This window comes from Komagataeibacter saccharivorans, assembly GCF_004348195.1.
In the GTDB taxonomy this organism is placed as follows: domain Bacteria; phylum Pseudomonadota; class Alphaproteobacteria; order Acetobacterales; family Acetobacteraceae; genus Komagataeibacter; species Komagataeibacter saccharivorans.
Map to the genome: position 1 here is coordinate 79,540 of NZ_CP036406.1, position 22,548 is coordinate 102,087.

The window sequence follows — 22,548 nt, forward strand, 5'->3', positions numbered from 1 at the left end:
GAACTTAGAGAAGTCCCTAGATAACAGTAAAATTTAGTACTTATATGTAATGCGAAATCTTACACCATTGTCGATCGCCTGAACGCCATATTGACCAACGTAGGACAATCCCATGTCTAAACGATCACTTGCCTTGATACTGAATCCGGCATTTACGACCGCTGAATCTGCCGCAAGCGGAACGCCTGCAATATCCATATCGCCCGCTCCGGCTGCCGCAAAGATCTCATGAGTCGTGGGGATCGTAAGGCCAAAACCATGACGATAACCCACCATGATATGCGGCGTAATGAACGTATTGCCGCTTCTCATAGTCTGGGAAGCTCGGAAGCCAAAAGTTGAGAATGTCACACCGGTATCAGTTTTTCTGCCATCCAGAGCATCGGGACCACCATGCTCATGGAAGGCATTAGTCATCATGTTGACGTAGGCAACACGTGCAAACGGCTCAACCACTATGGTTTTACTACGAATCTTATAGCCTAGTTCACCAAAGCCCTGCGACGTTCCTCCAAGATAGCTGCTGGACAAACGGTTACCTTGGTACCCGTCAAACATGACGGTTCGACGGGTGTTCATCATATTCCAAGTATAGCTCGCTCCAAGGCTGAGATATAGATTTCCCCAGTGATTACCACCATACACTCCAAGCGTAACATTGTTGCTCTGCCCAGAAGAGTCCCGTCCACTGCTTGTTGTGTAGGTAGAGCTTCCATATCCAACCAGAGCACCAACCCGTCCGGTTTCAAAAACCGGCGTGTCCACGCCCATGATAAAGCCGGCTGTAGTATGGTTCATGGTTGCGGCATTACCATTACCAAAATTTCGACCGAGGCTTCCGTAAGCTTCTCCCCAGAAAACAGCACGATCAGAATAGCATCTTCCATCGTCCCGCTTCTTGTTTGCAGCTGCTGTCCGGATCGTATTATCGACATAAGAACCGTCACAATCCGCGAAAGCCAGACGATCAAGCGCGGCTTCACGGACAAAAAACGCATCCTCGATCATGGCCGTTCGAGCCGAAGCGTGAATTTCACCCGATAGTGCATCAAGTGCCTTGCGGGCATCAGCACCATTCAGTTGCTCCATGGCTTGAACTACAGGATTTCCTGCCGGAAGATGATCCATACCCCGACCGGTTTCGTGTTGATTGCGCGTATCGCCGGGTTCCGAGAAGCTCGTATTGTTTCTCTGCAAGAGAATATCAACATCATTTGCCGTATAAAATAGAGATGGAGAAAGAAATGTATAAGAGTTAGTGAGATTTGTATTAAGAGAATCATACCTTCCAGAAACACCACCTCCTGACGTCAGCAAATTATAAGCCTGACCATATTTTATATTTCCACCATTAGATACTTCAAAAGTGACCATTCCCCCGGAAATAGTTGTTCTTCCTGTTACTTTTACAAGATCGCTATTTAGCAAACTATAATTTTTATTATTAACAGAAATAATAGAGCCGGTTTCAGAGGCCGTGCCGCCTGCGGACAGGACGGAACCGGAAGACATCGCCAGATCACCATTTACATTCAGGGTGCCAATAGAGCCACTGCCAGCAGGAGAGATAGTGCCACCCGAAACAACGGTCGTGCTACCAACAGTCCCTGTTCCTGACAATGTAGCACCATTATTCACCGTAACAGTTGAGTTGGAAAGTAGACCATCCACCGAAAGTGTACCGGCGTCGACATCGGTCGCCCCTGTAAATCCGGTGTTATCACGATCAATATTTACCAGACCACTACCGGTTTTGGTAAATGAGCCGTCCCCCTCTATCACGTTGGCAAGTGTGCCGTCTGTGTCCTGATCCACAGTGAAGGCTGCATGGTTCACAATGTTGCCAGAACCAAAGCTTGATGTGGTTCCAACCAGCGTGCCACCACTGACCGTTGTCACACCTGTGTAGGTGTTCGCACCTGTCAGGATGGTTGTTCCTGCGCCCTTCTGGATCAGGCTACCCGTGCCATCAATGGTCTGGGACAGCGTCAGCGTGTTACTGCGATCAGCAACCAGCGTGCCATTGTCGTGGATCGCCGAGCTGTCAGCGACATCACCCGTTGTCCCGCCATTGCCCAGCTGCAGCGTGCCACCACTGACCGTTGTCGCACCTGTGTAGGTGTTCGTGCCCGTCAGCGTCTCGGTGCCACCGGAAACCGTCAGCCCGCCCTGGCCCGAAGCCACACCGGAATACGTGTCCTTGGCGTTGGCTAGGGTCAGGGTTCCGTCCAGCGTGCCGTTGCCAGCTCCCGCCAGGGAGCCGGCTGTTGCATTGTTGCTGGTGACGTCGAACGTGCCGCCATTGGCAGCCAGCGTGCCTGTGATGGTGTCGCCGTCCAGCGTCAGCGTGCCGTTACTGTTGGTGACGTCGCCCGAGACCGTATTGCCCGCACCCAGCGTCATCGTGCCGCTGTTCACCGCACTGGCCAGCGTGCCACCCGTCGCGGAGAAGGTCGCGCCCGCGGCGTTGGTCGCCGCACCCGCCGTGCTGTCGTCCAGCGTTGCTGTGCCGGCCGTATTGTCGATCGCGGCAAAGGTGGCGTTCTCGCCGCTCAGCGTGCCGCTGTTGGTGGTCGTGCCACCCACCGTGCCGCCATTGACATCCGTCGTGCCGGCTGGTGGTCAGCGTGCCGGCCACCGAGCCCGGAAGATCCAGACCCGCACCCGAGGCCACAGACGTGTCACCTGTGTAGGTGTTCGTGCCCGTCAGCGTCTCGGTGCCACCGGAAACCGTCAGCCCGCCCTGGCCCGAAGCCACACCGGAATACGTGTCCTTGGCGTTGGGCGGTCAGGGTTCCGTCCAGCGTTGTTGCCAGCACCCGCCAGGAGCCGGCTGTTGCATTGTTGCTGGTGACGTCGAACGCCGCCATTGGCAGCCAGCGTGCCTGTGATGGTGTCGCCGTCCAGCGTCAGCGTGCTGTTACTGCTGGTGACGTCGCCCGAGACCGTATTGCCCGCACCCAGCGTCATCGTGCCGCTGTTCACCGCACTGGCCAGCGTGCCACCCGTCGCGGAGAAGGTCGCGCCCGCGGCGTTGGTCGCCGCACCCGCCGTGCTGTCGTCCAGCGTTGCTGTGCCGGCCGTATTGTCGATCGCGGCAAAGGTGGCGTTCTCGCCGCTCAGCGTGCCGCTGTTGGTGGTCGTGCCACCCACCGTGCCGCCATTGACATCCGTCGTGCCGGCCGTGGTCAGCGTGCCGGCCACCGAGCCCGGAAGATCCAGACCCGCACCCGAGGCCACAGACGTGTCACCTGTGTAGGTGTTCGTGCCCGTCAGCGTCTCGGTGCCACCGGAAACCGTCAGCCCGCCCTGGCCCGAAGCCACACCGGAATACGTGTCCTTGGCGTTGGCCAGGGTCAGGGTTCCGTCCAGCGTGCCGTTGCCAGCACCCGCCAGGGAGCCGGCTGTTGCATTGTTGCTGGTGACGTCGAACGTGCCGCCATTGGCAGCCAGCGTGCCTGTGATGGTGTCGCCGTCCAGCGTCAGCGTGCCGTTACTGTTGGTGACGTCGCCCGAGACCGTATTGCCCGCACCCAGCGTCATCGTGCCGCTGTTCACCGCACTGGCCAGCGTGCCACCCGTCGCGGAGAAGGTCGCGCCCGCGGCGTTGGTCGCCGCACCCGCCGTGCTGTCGTCCAGCGTTGCTGTGCCGGCCGTATTGTCGATCGCGGCAAAGGTGGCGTTCTCGCCGCTCAGCGTGCCGCTGTTGGTGGTCGTGCCACCCACCGTGCCGCCATTGACATCCGTCGTGCCGGCCGTGGTCAGCGTGCCGGCCACCGAGCCCGGAAGATCCAGACCCGCACCCGAGGCCACAGACGTGTCACCTGTGTAGGTGTTCGTGCCCGTCAGCGTCTCGGTGCCACCGGAAACCGTCAGCCCGCCCTGGCCCGAAGCCACACCGGAATACGTGTCCTTGGCGTTGGCCAGGGTCAGGGTTCCGTCCAGCGTGCCGTTGCCAGCACCCGCCAGGGAGCCGGCTGTTGCATTGTTGCTGGTGACGTCGAACGTGCCGCCATTGGCAGCCAGCGTGCCTGTGATGGTGTCGCCGTCCAGCGTCAGCGTGCCGTTACTGTTGGTGACGTCGCCCGAGACCGTATTGCCCGCACCCAGCGTCATCGTGCCGCTGTTCACCGCACTGGCCAGCGTGCCACCCGTCGCGGAGAAGGTTGCGCCCGCGGCGTTGGTCGCCGCACCCGCCGTGCTGTCGTCCAGCGTTGCTGTGCCGGCCGTATTGTCGATCGCGGCAAAGGTGGCGTTCTCGCCGCTCAGCGTGCCGCTGTTGGTGGTCGTGCCACCCACCGTGCCGCCATTGACATCCGTCGTGCCGGCCGTGGTCAGCGTGCCGGCCACCGAGCCCGGAAGATCCAGACCCGCACCCGAGGCCACAGACGTGTCACCTGTGTAGGTGTTCGTGCCCGTCAGCGTCTCGGTGCCACCGGAAACCGTCAGCCCGCCCTGGCCCGAAGCCACACCGGAATACACGTTGCCGAACGTGGTGTTGGCGTTGGTCAGGGTCAGCGTGTTGCTGCCCAGTGCAATCGTTCCGTTGCCATCCAGGGCCTGGATCGACGTACCGCTACCCGTCACACCGGAAACATCGAACGCCGCATCATCATGCACGCCACTCGAGTCCGCAATCGAACCCGTGCCAGACAGGGCCAGCGTGCCACCACTGACCGTTGTCACACCTGTGTAGGTGTTCGTGCCCGCCAGGATGGTTGTCCCTGTGCCCTTCTGGACAAGGGCTCCCGTACCATCAATGGCCTGGGACAGCGTCAGCGTGTTGCTGCGATCAACAGCCAGCGTGCCATTATCATGGATCGCCGCGCTGCCAGAGACATCACCCGTGGTGCCGCCATCACCAAGCTGCAATGTTCCACTACTGATCGTCGTCGTGCCCGTATAGCTGTTGGAACCCGCCAGGATGGTTGTCCCTGTGCCCTTCTGGACAAGGGCTCCCGTACCATCAATGGCCTGGGACAGCGTCAGCGTGTTGCTGCGATCAACAGCCAGTGTGCCATTATCATGGATCGCCGCGCTGCCAGAGACATCACCCGTGGTGCCGCCATCACCAAGCTGCAATGTTCCACCACTGATCGCCGTCGTGCCCGTATAGCTGTTGGAACCCGCCAGGGTTAAAATTCCGTCTCCAGACCCGGATGTATCGGATACTGTCAGACTACCACTTCCGGACAAAACACCAGAGAGTGTCGTATTTAGACCATTCGTATCAACTGTAGAATCGGTACCATCCACCAACGTTGCGTTGACAGACGAGGTTAAATCAGAGCCCGTATCCTGCAGTATACCACCAGAAAGATTAAACTGATAAGATCCGTTATTCCCTTCGTCGGCAACAATGCCATCTGTGCCACCAACTTCCAGCGTCCCACCCTGACCAACCGTCAATGTACCCGTCTGACTATTAGACGCTCCATCCCCAAACGAAATACTACCGGAACTGATGACACCTCCATCACTCACGGAGACCGTTCCGCTGCCATCAAGATTGACATAAAGCTCTTGAGAAGCTGTCAGCGTGCTGTCATTTCCCGTAACCGAGATCTGACCTGTGCTGCCGTTGGAATTACCGAGCCCCACCACAGCGGCTGTGGCAGAAGATGCTCCTTCAATGGTAACTATTCCCCTACCTCCTTCCCCGACAAGAAGCAGCTTAGAATTGATCGTCGAATGTCTATCTACTGTGATCGTTCCTGTACTACCAGCAGCCCAACCAGCCTGAATATACGTATTTTTAGCAGTAATGGCGCTTCCACTTTCAACATTCAGACTTGCCGACGAGCCGGAATTTATACCAACTAGAATCTGACCGTGGTTTTTATCTGTTGGCGTGCTCGTCATGGAGACGGTTCCATCAGAAAGTGTAACTGACCCGTCATCATGAATGGCGGCCGTCCCGGACAGACTTCCTCCATCCGAAACATTCAATCCAGCCCCTGAACTAACAGTGGTCAGACCCGTATAGGTATTGGCTCCTGTAAGCGCTAGTATCCCACCGTTGATCGTTGTCGAACCTGTGTAGGTGTTATTTCCTGTAAGAGTCTGTGTAGCACTACCATTTTTCACAACAGACACAGAAGAACCGTTATCAGTAATAATTTCTGAAGATGTATTATCTTCTGTTGGATTAAATATTTTTACATTATCTGGCGCGGAGCTGGCGTAAGAATTATTAAAAGCACAAAGACAAACACCGCACAATAAAGATGTTGCTAAGCGTTTACTTTTTTCCTGTATGAAAAACTTTTTCATTACAATGCCTACCACACAAGTAAGGACTCGTCTTCTCGGGTAATTTTTTAGTTTGAAACCATTATGCCACTACTCTAACGGCGCTGACGTTCAAGAGTTTCAGCCGTGGAGCAAGAGTAGATATAGGAGCGAGCTTAGCTGCTGAGGACACCCTCGATCTTTAAGAGCCCGATCCGAAAGTTCTTCAACCCTGACAATGCCTTGCTGTCCGTCGTGTGAGCATGCGGATTGAAGCGATCAGTGTCCACGCGGTTGATGAGGCGATGGATTTTTCCCAATCTTTGGCCAGCCGCCTGCATCGTCCCAGCCAGGCGAATGTCCGTTCAACCACCCAGCGGCGCGGCAGGATTTCAAAGCCCTTTGCCGTATCGGATCGCCTGATGATTTCGATGGTCCATTTTCCCATGGAGGCGAGTGCAGATTGTTGATTTTCACTGAGAACTGACCCGGGTAGGGCGGAAATTTTCATCGAGATTTGACCCATGCCTCCACACTCCCCGGCATCATCTGCTGGGGGTTTTTGGAGTGATTGACATGGAGCTTCTGAGTGTGATCCGCCGGTGGCATCGCCGGGATCATTTTCCGATCCGCGAGATCGAACGCCGGACAGGACCGTCACGCAATACGATCCGGAAATATCTCCGGGCAGAGAGCATTGAACCGCGGTTCCAGGTTCCCGAACGTCCCAGCCGACTGGACCCGTTTGCTGACAAATTGAGAGGCTGGCTGGTTCTGGAAGCCGCCCGCCCCCGCAAGAACCGGCGCACGGCGCGACGCCTGCATGAAGACCTTGTGGCACTGGGTTATGATGGATCCTACGGACGGGTGGCCGCTTTCATCCGCCAATGGAAACACGAACAGCACCAGGCACGCCAGACAACGGGCCGGGGTGTTTTCGTGCCCCTGTGCTTCCAGCCTGGGGAAGCCTTCCAGTTTGACTGGGGCGAGGACTGGGCGGTGATTGCCGGCCGTCGCGTCAAGCTGCAGGTTGCCCACACCAAACTGTCCTTCAGCCGGGCCTTCATACTCAGGGCCTATCCCCTGCAGACCCACGAGATGCTTTTTGATGCGCTTACCGAGGCCTTCCGCGTACTCGGTGGCGTGCCACGGCGGGGTATTTTTGACAACATGAAGACCGCCGTGGACCGGATTGGCTCTGGCAAGGCACGTCAGGTCAACCTGCGCTTCATGGCCCTGGCCAGCCATTATCTGTTCGAGGCGACCTTCTGCAATCCGGCAGCCGGATGGGAGAAAGGGCAGATCGAGAAGACCGTGCAGGATGCCCGACGCCATATCTGGCAGGATCTGCCTGCCTTTCCTGATCTGGGGGCGCTGAATGCCTGGCTGGAAGCCTGCTGCCTGGAGTGTTGGGAACGGCTGCCGCATGCTGAATTGCCGTGTAGCGTCTCCGAGGTCCATGCTAGCGAGCGTCCTCACCTCATGGTGCCGGGGCGGCCCTTTGACGGGTTTGTCGAACAGACCAAGCGCGTCTCGCCAACCTGCCTGATCCAGTTCGAAGGCAACCGCTACAGCGTGCCGGCCTCCTTTGCCAATCGTCCGGTCAGCCTGCGGGTTTATCCCGACAGGCTGCGCATTATCGCCGAAGGGCAGGTTCTGTGCGTGCATGACCGGATCATCACGCGTTCGCATGGTGTGCCAGGCCGCACGGTGTATGACTGGCGGCATTATCTGGCGGTCATCCAGCGCAAACCGGGCGCCCTACGCAATGGCGCGCCGTTTACCGAATTGCCAGCTGCCTTCCGGACCCTGCAGGATCAGCTGCTCAGGCGGCCTGGAGGCGACCGGGAAATGGCTGAAATCCTGGCCCTTGTGCTGCAGCATGATGAGCAGGCTGTCCTCTGCGCGGTTGAACTGGCACTTGAAGACGGCGTGGCGACCAAGACCCATGTTCTCAATACGCTTCATCGCCTGATCGATGCCAAGAGAACCGTGGTTCCCCGGCTTGATGCCCCACAGGCCCTGATGCTCGAACACGAACCGTGCGCCGATACAGGGCGGTATGACATCCTGCGAAGGGACAGCCGCCATGCGTCATGATCCTGCCGCTGCTTCACTTGTCGTCATGCTCCGTGGATTGCGGATGTATGGCATGTCCCAGGCCACAGCCGACCTCATCGAGCAGGGCGCACCTGCCTTCGAGGCGGCTATCCCCATCCTCTCACAACTCCTGAAGGCGGAACTGGCCGAACGCGAAGTGCGCTCCATCGCCTACCAGACAAAGACCGCCCGGTTCCCCGCCTATAAGGACCTGTCCGGGTTCTCCTTTGCCGATACGCAGGTCAACGAGCCCATGATCCGCCAGCTCCATGGCGGGGACTTCATCGAGCGTACTGAGAATGTCGTGCTGATCGGTGGCCCGGGAAACGGGAAAACCCACCTGGCGACCGCGCTGGCCATCCAGGCGATCACCTATCACCGCAAGAAGGCGCGCTTCTGGTCAACGGTCGACCTGGTCAATGCGCTCGAACAGGAAAAGACCGCCAACCGGGCCGGGCAGATTGCCGACAGGCTGCTCCGCCTGGATCTCGTGATCCTTGATGAACTCGGTTATCTCCCCTTCAGCGCGTCTGGCGGCGCCCTGCTGTTCCATCTGCTCAGCCGCCTCTACGAGCGCACCCGTGTCATCATCACAACCAATCTGAGCTTCAGTGAATGGGGAGACGTCTTTGGTGACCCGAAGATGACAACGGCGCTCCTCGATCGGCTGACCCATCACTGTCATATCCTCGAGACAGGAAATGACAGCTACAGGTTCCGTGCCAGCACCGCCGCGTCAAAAAACAGAAAGGACAGATCCTCTTCTTGACCGCCCGCCCGACTATGCCTGAAATAGCAGCTGGCTGGGTCAATTCCTGATGAAAAACCCGGGTCAGTTCTCAGTGAAAATCAACAGATGGATCCCATACTGTGCAGCCACCTGGAGGGTTCGAAAAACCCTCTGGTATTGAGGTCTGCTCTGTGATTCCATTTTCCTTGCGTTGATTGGAGTATGGATCATGAAGCAGGCGGGATTTTTTGACGTTGAAGAGCGGCTTGCCCGGCTGAGCGGGCTTGGTGATCAGCTCGAAGCATTTTCCCGGACTGTGGATTTTGAAGTCTTCCGCCCTGACCTGGAGAAGGCTCTGGCGTATTCTGACGGAAGCAAAGGCGGACGACCGCCATTTGATCCGGTGCTGATGTTCAAAATTCTGGTGATCCAGACGCTCAACAATTTGTCTGATGAGCGGACGGAATATCTGATCAACGATCGCCTCTCCTTTATGCGTTTCCTTGGGCTGGGACTTTCAGATCGGGTGCCGGATGCCAAAACGGTCTGGCTGTTTCGCGAGCGTCTGACCCAGGCGGGTGCGATCGATGGGCTGTTCAACCGCTTTGATGCGACCCTGCGCAACGCCGGGTATTTGCCGATGTCAGGCCAGATCCTGGATGCCACACTGGTAGCGGCTCCAAAGCAGCGGAACACCAACGCAGAGAAAGCCGATCTTCGGGAAGGACGTATGCCTGAAGACTGGCAGGACAAGCCGTCAAAGCTGTCGCACAAGGATCGTCATGCGCGCTGGACGCTAAAGTTCACCAGAGCGAAGCGGCAGGATGATGGAACCATGCCATCCAGTGATCTCGCCATCCCGTTCTTTGGCTATAAATCGCATGTTTCCATCGATCGGAAATACCGGTTCATCCGGAAATGGAAAACAACGCATGCCGCCGCCAGTGATGGCGCGAGATTGAGAGAGGGGCTGCTGGATAAAACCAATACGGCCTCAAGTGTCTGGGCTGACACGGCCTATCGCTCAAAAGCCAACGAAGACTTCATGGAAAAGCAGGGATTTGTTTCCAAGGTTCATCGCAAAAAGCCGCATCTCAAGCCTATGCCCCGGCATATCCAGAAATCAAATGCTGGAAAGTCGGTCATCCGCTCGCGTGTCGAGCATGTCTTTGCCGATCAGAAGTCACAGACGGGGCTGTTTGTCCGGACTGTCGGTATCACCCGAGCCACTATGAGGATCGGCCTGGCCAATAGAGAGTGTCCGATCTTCTGTGTATGACTGATCTGGTCCATGCTGTCCCGAAAGGAAGCATGAATGACCATCTCGAGAGAAATCCTGGACGCACTGCTGACGGACGTGGAGCGTCCTGAAGACCTGCTCGGCGATGCCGGTCTGCTGAAGGAGCTGAAAATTCGGCTCATGGAGCGTATGCTGGGTGCGGAGTTGACCGCGCATCTGGGTTATGAGGAAGGCAAGGCTGCCCCGCCGGGCCAGTCGAACCGGCGGAATGGCTCCACGACCAAAGTGCTCAAAGGCCAGGACGGTGCCTTGCCTTTGACGGTGCCGCGCGACCGCGACAGCAGCTTCGAACCAGAGCTTGTAAAGAAGGGCCAGACCCGAATTGACGGGATCGATGACAGGATCATCGGTCTCTATGCCGCCGGTCTGACTGTCCGGGACATTCAGACCCATCTGCTTGATCTTTATGGCCTGAAGGTCTCTCCTGACCTGATCAGTCGCGTCACCGATGCCGTGCTGGACGAGGTCCGGGAGTGGCAGGGCCGGGCGCTGGATCGGATGTATCCCATCGTGATCTTCGATGCCCTTCGGGTAAAGATCCGCGATGCTGACAGCCGGACCGTTAAAAACAAGGCGGTTTACGTCGCCCTCGGTGTCACCCGCGAGGGGGTGCGCGAGGTTCTGGGGCTCTGGATCGCCGAGAATGAAGGCGCCAAATTCTGGCTTTCGGTCATGAACGAGTTGAAAAACCGGGGCATCCAGGACATCCTGATCACGGTCGTGGACGGGCTGAAAGGCTTTCCCGAGGCCATCACCGCCGCCTTTCCCGAGGCGATGGTTCAGACCTGCATAGTCCACCTGGTCCGCCACAGCCTGAACTTCTGCTCATGGAAGGACCGCAAGGCCGTGGCTGCCGACCTGCGCCGGATCTACGGGGCCGCAACCGCTGACCTGGCAGCCGCAGAGCTCGATGAGTTCGAGGAGAAATGGGCCGGGAAATACGCGTCAATCGCCCCGGCATGGCGCCGGGCATGGGCCGAAGTGATCCCGTTTTTTGCCTTCGATCCGGCGATCCGCAAGATCATATATACGACGAACGCCATCGAAAGCCTGAACCGGGTCATCCGCAAATCGATCAAGACGCGCGGTTCGTTCCCGACTGACGATGCCGCAGCAAAGCTGATCTACCTGGCGATCCGCAACTTTGAGAAAGACGGGCGGAATGTGCGGGAATGGTTTGCAGCCCGCAACCAGTTCGCCATAATGTTTGGCGAGCGCTTCGCCGCTTGAGTATCTGAAAACTCATGGGCCAGGCCAGATACACAGACTTCAGGACACTCCCGGCCAATATCGTCTACAACATGCGCCGCTTCCTCTTCCTCGAAAGATTGAACGTGAGCGCGTAATCATTCAGCAGGGGACAACACTCGATCTGCTCAAAACGCAGATCGAATGCTACCCCAGATAGCGTCAATCAGCACGCCAAAAGCCCAAAATCAAAACCAAGGTACATCGACCAATAGTTCTTCGATCCCTCCAGGCGGCCGGAAGTCGTAAGGCCTACGGGGACATGGCCGTTCAATGGCAACCAGTGGATCGATGCCTTTTTTCCGCAGGTCCCGGACGGCCTGCCCGCTGGCGTAACCGGTGTCGGCGAGAACCGTTTTCGGGAGACCGATTGTATTTTCCATCGACAGCACCGTGCCGACAAAGGACGGCGCGTCCGCTGACGTCGCGACAACGTCGGTTGTCACGATCAGTTGGCTGCCTTCGGCGCAGACCACGGCCTGGGCATTGTAGGCCTGCCGGAACTCGTGGGCGTCCGAACGCCGCATGAGGCGGCTGTCGGGATCGGTCAGGCTGATCTGTCTCTCGGGTGGTGGTTCATCATCCGGCGGTTTCGGCGCCCGGCCGCGACGCCCTGTTTTTGCCTCATATGCGGCTTTTTTCTGCTCGTATGCCGGTCGCGCTGCCTCAGCCTTCGCCTTCGCATCGGCTTCCAGTCGGGCGCAGGCTTCGTCCAGCTTCGCTTTCAGCGTTTCCCGTCGGGCAAGCTCTTCCGGCAAGGCCTGCGGATCACTGTCTGTGGCGTCCGCGTGCTCTGCCTGTTCCATCAGTTGCGCGATATCCACCGCCAGCTGTTCACGTAGGGCCTTGATCCGGTCGTAGCGCACCGAACGGTATTTCGAGGCGTCGGCATCGATTTTGGTGCCGTCGATCGACACCACGCCCAGACGCAGCAGGCCCATCTCGCGCGCCAGAAGCAGAACCTGTGCAAATGCAGCTTCAATGGCCACCCGGTTTGTCCGGCGGAAAGCAGCAATCGTGTCGTGATCCGGGTGCAGGTTCGCCGCCACGAAGCGCACCCCGATATCGCGATAGGTCGCCCGCTCGATCCGGCGTGAGGAAAACAGCCCGTTCGCATAGCTGAAGATCAGAAGGGCCAGCATCAGGCGCGGATGATACTGCGCCTTGCCGCCCGTGCGCACCGGAACGGAAAACGCACCCATCGGAACCCGCTCAACGGTTGCGACAATGAAATGCGCCATATCGTCCGCCGGAAGCCACGACTTCAGATCAGGCGGCAGAAGATACGGCTGAGATCGGTCAAAGGGAATGAAGCGGCTCATCCCAACATACTATACCCTCGCCGCTTCAAGGGGTACCCCAACCCGACAGGCTGTTAGGGCTGTTTTCGTTGGGAAGTCTCGCAATTCACGCTCATCCAGGCGGAACAACACCTTCATCAGTAGCATCAGTCAAAGCCAACCCAACCATCGTGCAGGTCGTTCGCCAAATGTCAGATGACCAATCTGCGTCCAGGACTACCGATGAACTCGCCAAGCCGGCCCTGCCCCCCTCGAATGCGGAAAACAAAAATCGGCTATCCTGTCCGTCGTCATCCGGTTTGAAACGAACTGTGGTCATGACGCAGGGCGCCAATATTCACAAATGGCCGAATGGTCCCAATGCCGGGGTAGCCGTACAGGGCATGCATTACACTGTCTGTGATGAACAGGGGCACTGGACGGAAATCGGGACCGACCGGCCATTAGGTTGGGTCTATACGCCGCTGACCGGACCTGGATAGAACAAAATCGGAGCGGGGCATAAGCCAAGCCCTGACCTGTATAAGGGGTGGTGAGACGTCCGCTTCCAAAGATCGTTTTGCTCGACAGCAGGCCTTCCGCTTTCCCCCATAACCGCCGTCCGCTTAACCGCAGGAAAGCGACAGAATATCCCGATTGCGCGGTTAAAACGAAGCCGGTTCCTCCCCGAAAGGGCGATTGAGCAGCAGCAGGACTTCTTCTGCGGCATAGATCCGGTTGCGCGTATAACCGGTGCGCTCTGTCAGGATCCCGACCTGGCAAAGCTGGGCGAGGGCGGTATGGGCGGCAGGCGCAGTGATCTCCAGCAGGGCGCTCAGCCGGGGGGCGGTGAGTACCGGGTAATCCGTCAGGAGGGCGAGGGTCCGCAGGGCCGCCGACCCTCTACGGAAGGCGCGCCGGGTCAGCCACGCGGTCTTCAGGGCCTGCGTCGCCGCCCGGGTGACCTTGATCTCGCGGACCGTCTGGCTGATGGCATCCGACAGGAAGCCGATCAGCGGGGGCCAGTCCAGCCGCTGCTGCGCCCGCTTGAGAGCGTCATAATAAGCCTGCCGGTTGGCCTCGATATAGGGCGACAGATAAAGAGGCACCTGGCCCTCGGCCGCCATCATGAGCGGGATCAGCAGACGCCCGACCCGACCGTTACCGTCATGGAAGGGGTGGACGGCTTCGAAATGGGCATGGGCAACGGCAAGGCGCGTGATCAGGGACTGGGTCATCATCTGCATCCCGTCTTCGCGCATGTAGGCCAGAGTCGCTTCCAGACATGGTGCAACCTGATCCGGCGGGGGCGGGTTATAGGTGGAATAGGCGATATGACCGGTGCCCCCGATCCAGACCACGTCCTGACGCAGTCTTCCTGGCACGTCCCGGTAGCCGGGATCATGTGCGACCACGGCGCGGTGGAGCGCTTGCACAAGATCCCGCCGGAACAGGTCCCGTCCGCTTTCCATGGCACGGGGCAGGAAATGCTCCAGGGCCCGGGCATAATCACGGACCTGCCGGACGGCCTGCGTGGCGCCGTGATCGTCTTCATCCACGACGAGAAGTTCACTGAGCGTACTGTGCGTGCCTTCGAGGGCGGAACTGCTGACCGCCTCGCGCCGGCCGAGTACCCGGCTGATCAGGTACGGATCGGGCAGGGTGCGGGCAAGGGCGGTAATTTCGCCAAGAGCAGTCTGCGCTGCTCCGTGCCGGGCACCAACGGCCCCCAGCACGAGGCTTCCATCCGGGGGCGGGGGCGGCACGACACCGTAATGCTGGGCATAGGGAGGGGGAAGCCGCTGCAGGGTTTCCCGGATGCCACCTGCCAGATCCTCGCGTCGCATGGGTTAACCTTTCCGTGGGGACGACCGCACACGTAAGTAATTAAGGAACAGGACGAAACCTTTATCACAGGATATCATGAGCGACCATGTTAAAGCTTTTCCCTTGCCGGTCGGGAGGAAAGCCGGTTTTTCCGGGGGCGGACTTCCCTGCATTGACCTTACCAGACGCGATAATTCCCCTTATCGCGTGTGATGGCATTGAAACGGGTTGAATGGAGCGCCTGCGGCTGCCATCCTGTCTCCATGACTGCCAAAACGCCCGCGGACCGGTTGCCTGCCCGGAGAGTGGCTCCAGGCTTTTCCCCCGCCGCGGACAGGGAGACGGGCGGTCCGTTGCTTACCCCGGCAGCCAGTGCGGCGCTGGAGACCGCCATCCGTTTTGCGAGCCACGCCACGGCGCCGGCGACGCTGCGCGCCTATCGGGCCGACTGGGCGCACTTCCAGGTCTGGTGTCGGCAGGCCGGGTTCCAGCCGCTGCCCGCGGCACCCGAAACCGTCGGGGCCTATCTGGCCAGCCTCGCCGGGGTGTTTTCCCCGCGTACCATCCGCCGCCGTCTGGCCGCCATCGGCAAGGCCCACCGGTCCGGCGACTGGCCCTGGAATGCAGGCCACCGGGCCATCCAGGGGCCGCTGCAGGGCGTGCTGCGGACGCAGCACCGGCCGGTCCGCAAACCCGTGGCGGTACGGCGGGCCCTGCTGATGGATCTGTTGGCCACCTGTGACCTGTCGCCCCGGGGACGGCGCGACCGGGCGCTGCTGCTGGTCGGGTTCGCCGGTGGCCTGCGCCGCTCGGAACTGGTCGGACTGCAGGTGGAGGACCTGACACCGATGGCGCACGGCCTGCAGCTGGGCATCCGGGCCAGCAAGACCGACCAGACGGGGGAGGGGGCGGTGATCGGCCTCGCCCGCGGGCAGCGGCCCGAAACCTGCCCGGTCCGCGCGCTGGAGAGCTGGATGGATGTGGCCCGCCGTGGGGTCGGCCCCCTGTTCCGCAAGGTCGAGGCCTCGGGCCGGATCGGCAGCACCGGACTGCATCCCGATGCCGTGCGCCAGATCCTGCACCGACGCGGGGAGATGGCCGGGTTCGCGCCGGAAATCCTCGGCCGGCTGACGCCGCATGGCCTGCGTTCCGGCTTCATCACCGAAGCCTATCTCGGCGGCGTGCGTGAGGAGGAAATCCGCCGTCATGTCCGTCACCGCGATCCGCGCAGCACGCGGGGCTATATCGAGCTGCTCGATCTCGTGGTGGACAGTCCGGCCGGGAAGGTCGGGTTGTGACGGGAGGAAATGGCCGGTTGCGCCTCATTGGAGACTTGCGGTGCTCTTGGTTGCATTCCGTATAGCGGACATGCGCAGCTTATATGGACAATTGTGCTCAGCTACGCACTAAACTTCCATCAAGTCAGTCAAAAGAGCCGGTTTTTATCGATCTTTCATTCGTTGCGGGGGGCATTTCCACGCAGAGTTACGAGCCATTCTTCAAAATCGTTAGTTCCATATTTGTTTTTGGCTAGATTACAGGCCAGATGAGTTATATGAACATTATCTTCATCATATGCTTCGTTACTACTATCTATTCGGTCAGCAGAGGGCTGAAGCATTTTATTCCTTGTTCCTGGCAACAGGAGACCGCCGCACAGGGCGCATAGTCCGCGTTGATCGACCTGCCATTTTCGAGTCAGCATTGGGTAAAGATCGGATATGTTTGGAGCCGTGCGATTGGCATTGGTGACAATGCGTTGGGTGCCACCATTACGCACGCGATTGATAATGAGGTCGGCCATCCGTGTTGCCTCTTCACGAATACTTTTGGGTGTTCCGGAAACACTGGCCCGGATATTGATATAAGCTTGTACCTCAGGCGATAGATGTAGGTCCAACGGAGTAATTGGCAACGCCATAACCGCTGCACGCTCTTCGCCGATAGCTTCGACGATGCCCCCTCGGTTTTCCATCAGCGCGAACTTACGATATGCATTTGGAATGACGTCATGAGCCTTCGGATAAGGCGGTCCTTCCATCACCGCCGCCTTGAGAACCGCCATGGCATGGGGCCACTGCTCGCCTAAGTTCGGCCAGAAATTTTTCGATATGATTCGGCGCGTTTCAAGCACCTGACTCGGCTCGATCACGACAGCTGCAATCAGCCTGCCACGATGTTCGGGATCTTCGGTCAGATTACCATTAAGTGTTCCGACATAGATCAGAATATCACGGCTAGGGACAAACTCCCGCCTCAGCATATTCCCTACGGAAGGGCGAGAGAACGAAATACACGGCCATTCGTCACTGATTTGACCAAAGACGCTTTTTAAAAATACCCGTCCATCGGGTTTCATCAGATCCTTGACTTGCACTAATCGCCTCATGTTTTTTGATCAAATTAAGAGTAATATTCAGTTCATATTCATTTCCAATCACTTGATGAAATGTTATCTTATCATGTAGCCCATGAGTTTTTCCCTAGAGGGTGTTATGCACTTTGCATGAGGAGTTCGGCTACGTTTTTCAGCATGAACCCTGCGAAGGCGATGGTATGCATTGCGGCGAGCGTTGGGGCGAAAGCAGTGTGTCCGCTTAGTGCTTGACAAGCAGACAAGCAGGTTCCGCCCTCGTCTCCGCCGTTCAACGAACTGTCAGATTCCTCCAATAGCGACCTATCGCCGGTTTTTCTTGACGTAGGGAGTGGGAGCGGCCAGCGGTGAAGGCATGGATACCATCAGCCTCCTCGGCCTGCTTCTGACTCTTTCGGCAGGGTTCAGCATTCTCAATCACCACACGTTTCGCCTTCCTGTGACGATTGGCGTGCTGGTCTTCTCATTGCTGGCTTCCCTGCTGGTCATGATCCTGAATCCGTTGATACCGGGCTATGACCTTCAGGCTCTCCCGCGATCTGTTCTCGGAGCGATCAATCTTCCCACGGCCCTTCTGAATGGTGCGCTGTCCCTGCTTCTGTTTGCCGGGGCCACGCAGGTAAACGTCGGACATCTGCGCGCAAAGCTTGCCTCTGTGGCCGCCCTCTCTGTTCTGGGAACCGTTCTGGCTGTTGCCTTTCTGGCGATCGCGGCATGGTACGTCTTCCCCCTGTCAGGCCACGCCATTCCTTTTGCATGGTGCATCGTCCTTGGCGCCATTCTCGCACCAACCGACCCGGTTTCGGTCGTCGGCATGCTGAAACGTCTCGGACTGCCCGGACCGCTTCAGGCCGTTTTTGCAGGAGAGAGTCTGTTCAATGACGGCGTGGGCGTTGTCATTTTCGGTGTCACGATCGGGCTGGCGACCGGGGACAGTCAGGGGGTAACTGTCTCCGAGATTGCTCTCAGCTTCTGCCGCGAGGCGATCGGTGGCGGCCTGCTGGGAGCACTGACCGGATGGATCGCGCTCCGTGTGCTTAAGGGACAGCGGGATCCGCATATCGATCTGCTGACATCGCTCGCTCTGGCGACCGGAACCTTCAGCATCGCCAACCAGCTTGGCATGTCGGGTGCGATTGCCGTCGTCGTGGCAGGACTGTGCTTTGGAACAAGCTATAGCCATTCCGTTTTCGATGAGGCATCCCGAAAGGAACTCGATATCGCATGGACACTCATTGACGAGGTGCTGAACGTCCTGCTGTTCATGCTGATCGGCTTTGAAATCCTTGAGATCACGCCGCATCTGTTTACGGTGCTGGCGACACTTGCCGTGATCCCGCTGTCCATTGCCGTGCGGGCATTGAGCGTGCTGTTTTCAACGCTTCCGGTTCATCTCAGGCAATGGGAACGGGGCCGTGTTCTTGGGATCCTGACCTGGGGCGGTCTGCGTGGCGGCATTTCGGTTTCGCTGGCGCTTGGGTTGCCGCCCGGAAACTTGCGCGACCTGCTGCTGCCGGTCTGTTACGGCGTCGTCGTGTTTACCATCATCGTGCAGGGACTGACCATGGAGCGGGTTGCCTGCAGACTTTATCCCTCGTCCTCCGAACTGCCGCAGTAATGCCAGTTCCCCATCTCCTTGTCCCGATTTTGATCAGTTATCGCAGACGATCCATTTATCTTCACGGCGAGCAAGGACATTCGGGCAGTGTCTTGACCATGTAAATGCGTCGAAGACCCTTTTCCTCGGTGCGATGCGTCTCGGCATACCCGATGCGCTGATAGAGGGAGAGGTTTTCAGTCATGGCCTCATTGGTATAGAGCCTGATGTGACTGAAACCTGCCTCGGAAGCTGTGTTTTCCGCAAACTCCAGCAGTCTTCTCCCTATACCCAATCCCTGCGCAGCGGGGGCGACCGCCACGTTGTCGAGAAGCATGGCATCGGTCTCCCGGAGCAGGACAAGGATGCCTTGAACTGTTCCATCATGAACGGCAACGTGAACGCGCCCGCTGTGGATCAGGGAAGCATAATTATCCAGCATCGGACCCGGTTTGCGCCCAATGCGAGAGACGTAAAGACTATAGGCATGTCGTACGATGGTCTCGACAGCGGAAAGGTCTTCGGGGGTGGCGAGGCGGATTTCATGTGTCATCGACTTTTTCTCAGTGTAACCTTCCGCGTCCCATGGTTCTCTCGGGGAATAAGAACCATACAACAGCATCGCGATGATAGTTCACTATGTGCCTTAAAATATGCATCATACCAAGTTGCATGAGCGGCAGGAGGCATCGTTTGTCCGCTCCAAAGCGCGGCACCGTTCTCCCCGCAAAACTGCCTGTTGCCTCAATGGAAACAGAGCGGACAGGCTGTTTCCGCCTCATCTCGGTCGTTTGGACCACAAGGTTGTTTGCCAAATAGCGGACATCAGCGCTTCAAAGCCTCGTTGCAGAGATTGTCTGGATCTCACTGATTGCACCTATTGAATGATCCCAAGACACAGACAGGCAACCCATGGACGTTATGGTGAAAATTTCAGCAATACGGAATTGTGATCGGATCATATGACAAGCACGTTCCTTATATCCCTTACATACTGCCCCATAGTATGAAAAGGATACTCAAGGGTAGTATATTCGGGAGTAAGCGTTCGTGCCGCACACACCGGCTGAGAAAAAGCGCGTTCTGACCCGCGTGCGCCGTATTCGCGGGCAACTTGATGCGCTGGAACAGGCTTTGGAGAAGGGAACTGATTGCGGTCCGGTGCTGCAACAGGTGGCGGCTATCCGGGGAGCGATCAACGGATTAATGGCCGGTGTTCTCGAAAGCCACCTGCGGGAAGAATTTGTTGAGTGTGCCGGTGATCGTGATGCTGCCAGTGGTTCGATCGAGAATGTGGTGTCACTCGTTCGATCCTATCTCCGGTAATGCCCTCGATGCTGGCTGATAGGTTATTTGGAGAAAAAATCATGAAATCACGGGCCGCAGTTGCTTTCGAGGCGGGTAAGCCCCTTGAGATTGTCGAGATCGATGTAGCGCCTCCTCGTGCTGGTGAGGTGCTCGTGCAGATCACGCATACGGGTGTGTGCCACACTGATGCGTTTACCCTGTCAGGGGATGATCCCGAGGGACTGTTCCCAGCCGTTTTGGGTCACGAAGGCGCGGGAATTGTCATCGAGGTCGGAGAAGGGGTCACCAGCGTTGCCCCCGGCGACCATGTCATTCCGCTTTACACGGCGGAATGCGGTGAATGTCTGTTCTGTAAGTCGGGAAAAACCAATCTCTGCATTTCAGTGCGCGCCACACAGGGTAAAGGCGTGATGCCGGATGGCACGACACGCTTCTCCTACAAAGGTCAGCCGATCCATCATTACATGGGGTGTTCGACGTTCAGCGAATACACGGTTGTCGCCGAGGTTTCTCTGGCAAAAATCAATCCCGCATCCAATCCAGAGCATGTCTGTCTGTTGGGATGTGGCGTCACCACAGGGATTGGTGCGGTACACAACACGGCCAAGGTGCAGCCGGGAGATACGGTTGCCGTCTTCGGTCTGGGCGGGATCGGTCTCGCGGTCATTCAGGGAGCGCGACAGGCAAAGGCTGGCCGGATTTTCGCTATTGATACCAACCCGGAAAAGTTTGAACTTGCCAAAGCATTCGGCGCCACGGAATTCCTCAACCCCAAGGATTATGACAAACCGATTCAGCAGGTTCTTGTGGAAATGACCGGCTGGGGTATTGATCATACATTTGAATGTATCGGAAACGTCAACGTCATGCGCGCGGCGTTAGAAGCCGCGCATCGTGGGTGGGGGCAGTCGATCGTCATCGGGGTGGCAGGGGCCGGTCAGGAAATTTCGACCCGTCCCTTCCAGCTTGTGACGGGGCGTTCGTGGCGCGGCTCGGCTTTCGGTGGGGTCAAGGGACGCAGCCAGCTTCCCGGCATGGTCGAAGATGCCATGCGTGGCGATATCGAACTTGCGCCTTTCGTAACCCACACCATGCCGCTCGAAGACATCAATACGGCCTTCGATCTGATGCATGAAGGAAAATCCATCCGTTCCGTCATTCATTTCTAAGGTCTGCGTCTCACCGCGCAACATCATTTCCAATGGTTGGAAATTACAGGAGAACGATCATGGCAGTTATTTCCGGTGACGGTGTTTTCTCTCATGTTTTTCTTGGGGCAGTGGATACTGCGGTATCCGCGAAATTCTATGACGCCGCGCTTGCGGCTCTGGGCATAAAAAACCTGGGGCCGTTCGGGCATGGGTGGATTCTGTATGGCCGCGAAAAGCCAGCCTTCATCATTGCACGTCCAGGCAACGGTGAAGCGCCCTCAAGCAACGGTGTCACCATCGGTTTTGCAGCAGCGACACCCGCCGAAGTGGAGGCTTTTCATGCCGCAGGTCTTGCCAATGGGGGAGCCGATGAAGGCGCACCCGGTCCGCGAAGCCACTTACCGGGCGCTTACGCTGCCTATCTCCGGGATCCGGCAGGGAACAAGATCTGCACTTATACCTTCACGGACGGTAACTGACATGCGCAAAAGGCAGTGAGAGCCATGGAACGCAAGGAAACACACGCCTCTTTTGGGGGCGTGCAGGAAGTCTGGCGACACAAGTCCGTGTCGTTGGGTGTGGAAGCAAACTTCGCGATCTACCTGCCGCCGCAGGCAAAAACTGAAAAGGTTCCCGTTCTTTACTGGCTCTCCGGTCTGACATGTACGGAGCAGAATTTCATTGGCAAGGCTGGCGCGCAACGCGTGGCCGCAGAACTGGGCATCGCCATTGTCGCGTCGGATACCAGTCCACGGGGCGTGGGTGTGGCTGATGACGATGCGTACGATCTTGGACAGGGTGCCGGATTTTACCTCAATGCGACGCAGGAGCCGTGGGCTGTGCATTATCGGATGTATGATTACGTCGTCACGGAACTTCCTGCGCTGATTGAGGCGAGCTTTCCGGTTACGCAGCAGCGAGGCATTGCGGGACATTCGATGGGTGGATTTGGCGCCATCATGATCGCGCTGCGTAATCCTGGCCGCTATCGTTCTGTGTCAGCCTTTTCACCCATTGTGGCACCAACGCAGGTACCATGGGGTGAAAAAGCATTCAGTGCTTATCTGGGGCCGGATCGTGCCAGTTGGGCAGCCTATGACCCGCTTGAACTTGTGCGGACAGCGAAGGAAAGACTGCCTGTTCTGATAGATCAGGGTCTGGCGGACCAGTTTCTGAAAGAACAGCTCAGGCCAGAACTGTTCCAGGAAGCCGCACAGAATGCAGGGCAGGAACTCATCCTGAATCTTCGTCCTGATTACGATCACAGCTATTATTTTGTAGCCAGTTTTATTGCAGATCATCTCAGATATTTCGTGAGTAAACTACGATGAATAGATTGTCTGTCTTTTGGGATCCGGAATTTTCTGGCTTTGAGTGGAGATGAAATCTGTTAGGGGCATCT

15 protein-coding genes and 3 pseudogenes are annotated in these 22,548 nt (G+C 57.8%); 10 read left to right on the top strand and 8 right to left on the bottom strand.

What is annotated here, in order from left to right; translation table 11 throughout:
- Positions 1-33 precede the first annotated feature (33 nt).
- The 4 genes and pseudogenes from KSAC_RS15580 to KSAC_RS15590 form a co-directional block, all read right to left on the bottom strand.
- Complete coding sequence (locus KSAC_RS15580) at positions 34-2,586, bottom strand: autotransporter outer membrane beta-barrel domain-containing protein (protein WP_132306688.1); 2,553 nt, start codon at positions 2,584-2,586, stop codon at positions 34-36.
- A gap of 147 nt (positions 2,587-2,733) precedes the next feature.
- A complete protein-coding gene (locus tag KSAC_RS15585) occupies positions 2,734-5,082 on the bottom strand; it encodes a beta strand repeat-containing protein (RefSeq protein WP_243705410.1) in 2,349 nt (782 codons plus the stop codon).
- Positions 5,083-6,273 (bottom strand): annotated as a pseudogene (locus tag KSAC_RS17870) (autotransporter-associated beta strand repeat-containing protein); the annotation flags it as partial. It lies immediately after the preceding gene.
- Between the two features lie 184 nt (positions 6,274-6,457).
- A pseudogene (locus KSAC_RS15590) lies at positions 6,458-6,688 on the bottom strand (transposase); the annotation flags it as partial.
- Between the two features lie 119 nt (positions 6,689-6,807).
- On the opposite strand from KSAC_RS15590, the gene istA reads away from it, so the two are divergent.
- The 4 genes from istA (at position 6,808) to KSAC_RS15610 (ending at position 11,591) form a co-directional block, all read left to right on the top strand.
- On the top strand, positions 6,808-8,331 hold the full coding sequence (istA, locus tag KSAC_RS15595; RefSeq protein WP_132306692.1) for an IS21 family transposase: 1,524 nt from the start codon (positions 6,808-6,810) through the stop codon (positions 8,329-8,331).
- Complete coding sequence (gene istB / locus KSAC_RS15600; protein WP_132306694.1) at positions 8,321-9,100, top strand: IS21-like element helper ATPase IstB; 780 nt, start codon at positions 8,321-8,323, stop codon at positions 9,098-9,100. The genes istA and istB overlap by 11 nt, the downstream gene beginning before the upstream one ends.
- A gap of 187 nt (positions 9,101-9,287) precedes the next feature.
- Positions 9,288-10,340 (top strand): IS5 family transposase, encoded by a 1,053-nt coding sequence (locus KSAC_RS15605; RefSeq protein WP_165927382.1) that lies wholly within the window; start codon positions 9,288-9,290, stop codon positions 10,338-10,340.
- A gap of 36 nt (positions 10,341-10,376) precedes the next feature.
- Positions 10,377-11,591: an IS256 family transposase gene (locus tag KSAC_RS15610; protein WP_132304347.1), complete on the top strand. Its 1,215-nt coding sequence runs from the start codon at positions 10,377-10,379 to the stop codon at positions 11,589-11,591.
- Positions 11,592-11,803: 212 nt separating this feature from the next.
- Here the strand turns inward: KSAC_RS15610 and KSAC_RS15615 are convergent.
- Both KSAC_RS15615 and KSAC_RS15620 read right to left on the bottom strand, forming a co-directional pair.
- Positions 11,804-12,931: pseudogene (locus KSAC_RS15615) on the bottom strand (IS1182 family transposase); the annotation flags it as partial.
- Positions 12,932-13,554: 623 nt separating this feature from the next.
- Positions 13,555-14,736 carry a Fic family protein gene (locus tag KSAC_RS15620; protein ID WP_132306698.1) on the bottom strand — a complete coding sequence of 394 codons (1,182 nt, stop codon included), beginning with the start codon at positions 14,734-14,736 and terminating at the stop codon, positions 13,555-13,557.
- 333 nt (positions 14,737-15,069) lie between these two features.
- Here KSAC_RS15620 and KSAC_RS17735 point away from each other — a divergent pair, with 333 nt between their 5' ends.
- Positions 15,070-16,014: a tyrosine-type recombinase/integrase gene (locus KSAC_RS17735; protein WP_165927373.1), complete on the top strand. Its 945-nt coding sequence runs from the start codon at positions 15,070-15,072 to the stop codon at positions 16,012-16,014.
- Positions 16,015-16,169: 155 nt separating this feature from the next.
- On the opposite strand, the gene KSAC_RS15630 is transcribed toward KSAC_RS17735, so the two are convergent.
- Complete coding sequence (locus tag KSAC_RS15630; protein ID WP_132306702.1) at positions 16,170-17,075, bottom strand: hypothetical protein; 906 nt, start codon at positions 17,073-17,075, stop codon at positions 16,170-16,172.
- A gap of 370 nt (positions 17,076-17,445) precedes the next feature.
- On the opposite strand from KSAC_RS15630, the gene KSAC_RS15640 reads away from it, so the two are divergent.
- Positions 17,446-18,708: a cation:proton antiporter gene (locus tag KSAC_RS15640; protein WP_132306704.1), complete on the top strand. Its 1,263-nt coding sequence runs from the start codon at positions 17,446-17,448 to the stop codon at positions 18,706-18,708.
- Positions 18,709-18,769: 61 nt separating this feature from the next.
- Here KSAC_RS15640 and KSAC_RS15645 read toward each other — a convergent pair whose 3' ends face one another.
- Positions 18,770-19,240: a GNAT family N-acetyltransferase gene (locus KSAC_RS15645; protein ID WP_132306706.1), complete on the bottom strand. Its 471-nt coding sequence runs from the start codon at positions 19,238-19,240 to the stop codon at positions 18,770-18,772.
- Between the two features lie 497 nt (positions 19,241-19,737).
- On the opposite strand from KSAC_RS15645, the gene frmR reads away from it, so the two are divergent.
- The 4 genes from frmR to fghA are packed head-to-tail and all read left to right on the top strand — an operon-like array spanning position 19,738 to position 22,477.
- Positions 19,738-20,013: a formaldehyde-responsive transcriptional repressor FrmR gene (gene frmR, locus KSAC_RS15650; protein WP_025829448.1), complete on the top strand. Its 276-nt coding sequence runs from the start codon at positions 19,738-19,740 to the stop codon at positions 20,011-20,013.
- 41 nt (positions 20,014-20,054) lie between these two features.
- Positions 20,055-21,164: an S-(hydroxymethyl)glutathione dehydrogenase/class III alcohol dehydrogenase gene (locus KSAC_RS15655; RefSeq protein ID WP_039733241.1), complete on the top strand. Its 1,110-nt coding sequence runs from the start codon at positions 20,055-20,057 to the stop codon at positions 21,162-21,164.
- 59 nt (positions 21,165-21,223) lie between these two features.
- Positions 21,224-21,625 (top strand): VOC family protein, encoded by a 402-nt coding sequence (locus KSAC_RS15660; protein ID WP_039733238.1) that lies wholly within the window; start codon positions 21,224-21,226, stop codon positions 21,623-21,625.
- A gap of 24 nt (positions 21,626-21,649) precedes the next feature.
- Positions 21,650-22,477 (top strand): S-formylglutathione hydrolase, encoded by an 828-nt coding sequence (gene fghA, locus KSAC_RS15665; protein WP_039733239.1) that lies wholly within the window; start codon positions 21,650-21,652, stop codon positions 22,475-22,477.
- The last annotated feature ends 71 nt before the right edge of the window (positions 22,478-22,548 follow it).

What these genes read in the sequence shown, in the direction of transcription:
- KSAC_RS15610 (WP_132304347.1), top strand. Translation starts at nt 10,377, where the DNA reads ATGACCATCTCGAGAGAAATCCTGGACGCACTGCTGACGGACGTGGAG.
- istB (WP_132306694.1), top strand. Translation starts at nt 8,321, where the DNA reads ATGCGTCATGATCCTGCCGCTGCTTCACTTGTCGTCATGCTCCGTGGA.
- KSAC_RS15630 (WP_132306702.1), bottom strand. Translation starts at nt 17,075, where the DNA reads ATGAAACCCGATGGACGGGTATTTTTAAAAAGCGTCTTTGGTCAAATC.
- KSAC_RS15620 (WP_132306698.1), bottom strand. Translation starts at nt 14,736, where the DNA reads ATGCGACGCGAGGATCTGGCAGGTGGCATCCGGGAAACCCTGCAGCGG.
- fghA (WP_039733239.1), top strand. Translation starts at nt 21,650, where the DNA reads ATGGAACGCAAGGAAACACACGCCTCTTTTGGGGGCGTGCAGGAAGTC.
- KSAC_RS15655 (WP_039733241.1), top strand. Translation starts at nt 20,055, where the DNA reads ATGAAATCACGGGCCGCAGTTGCTTTCGAGGCGGGTAAGCCCCTTGAG.
- istA (WP_132306692.1), top strand. Translation starts at nt 6,808, where the DNA reads ATGGAGCTTCTGAGTGTGATCCGCCGGTGGCATCGCCGGGATCATTTT.
- KSAC_RS15640 (WP_132306704.1), top strand. Translation starts at nt 17,446, where the DNA reads ATGGATACCATCAGCCTCCTCGGCCTGCTTCTGACTCTTTCGGCAGGG.
- KSAC_RS15645 (WP_132306706.1), bottom strand. Translation starts at nt 19,240, where the DNA reads ATGACACATGAAATCCGCCTCGCCACCCCCGAAGACCTTTCCGCTGTC.
- KSAC_RS15660 (WP_039733238.1), top strand. Translation starts at nt 21,224, where the DNA reads ATGGCAGTTATTTCCGGTGACGGTGTTTTCTCTCATGTTTTTCTTGGG.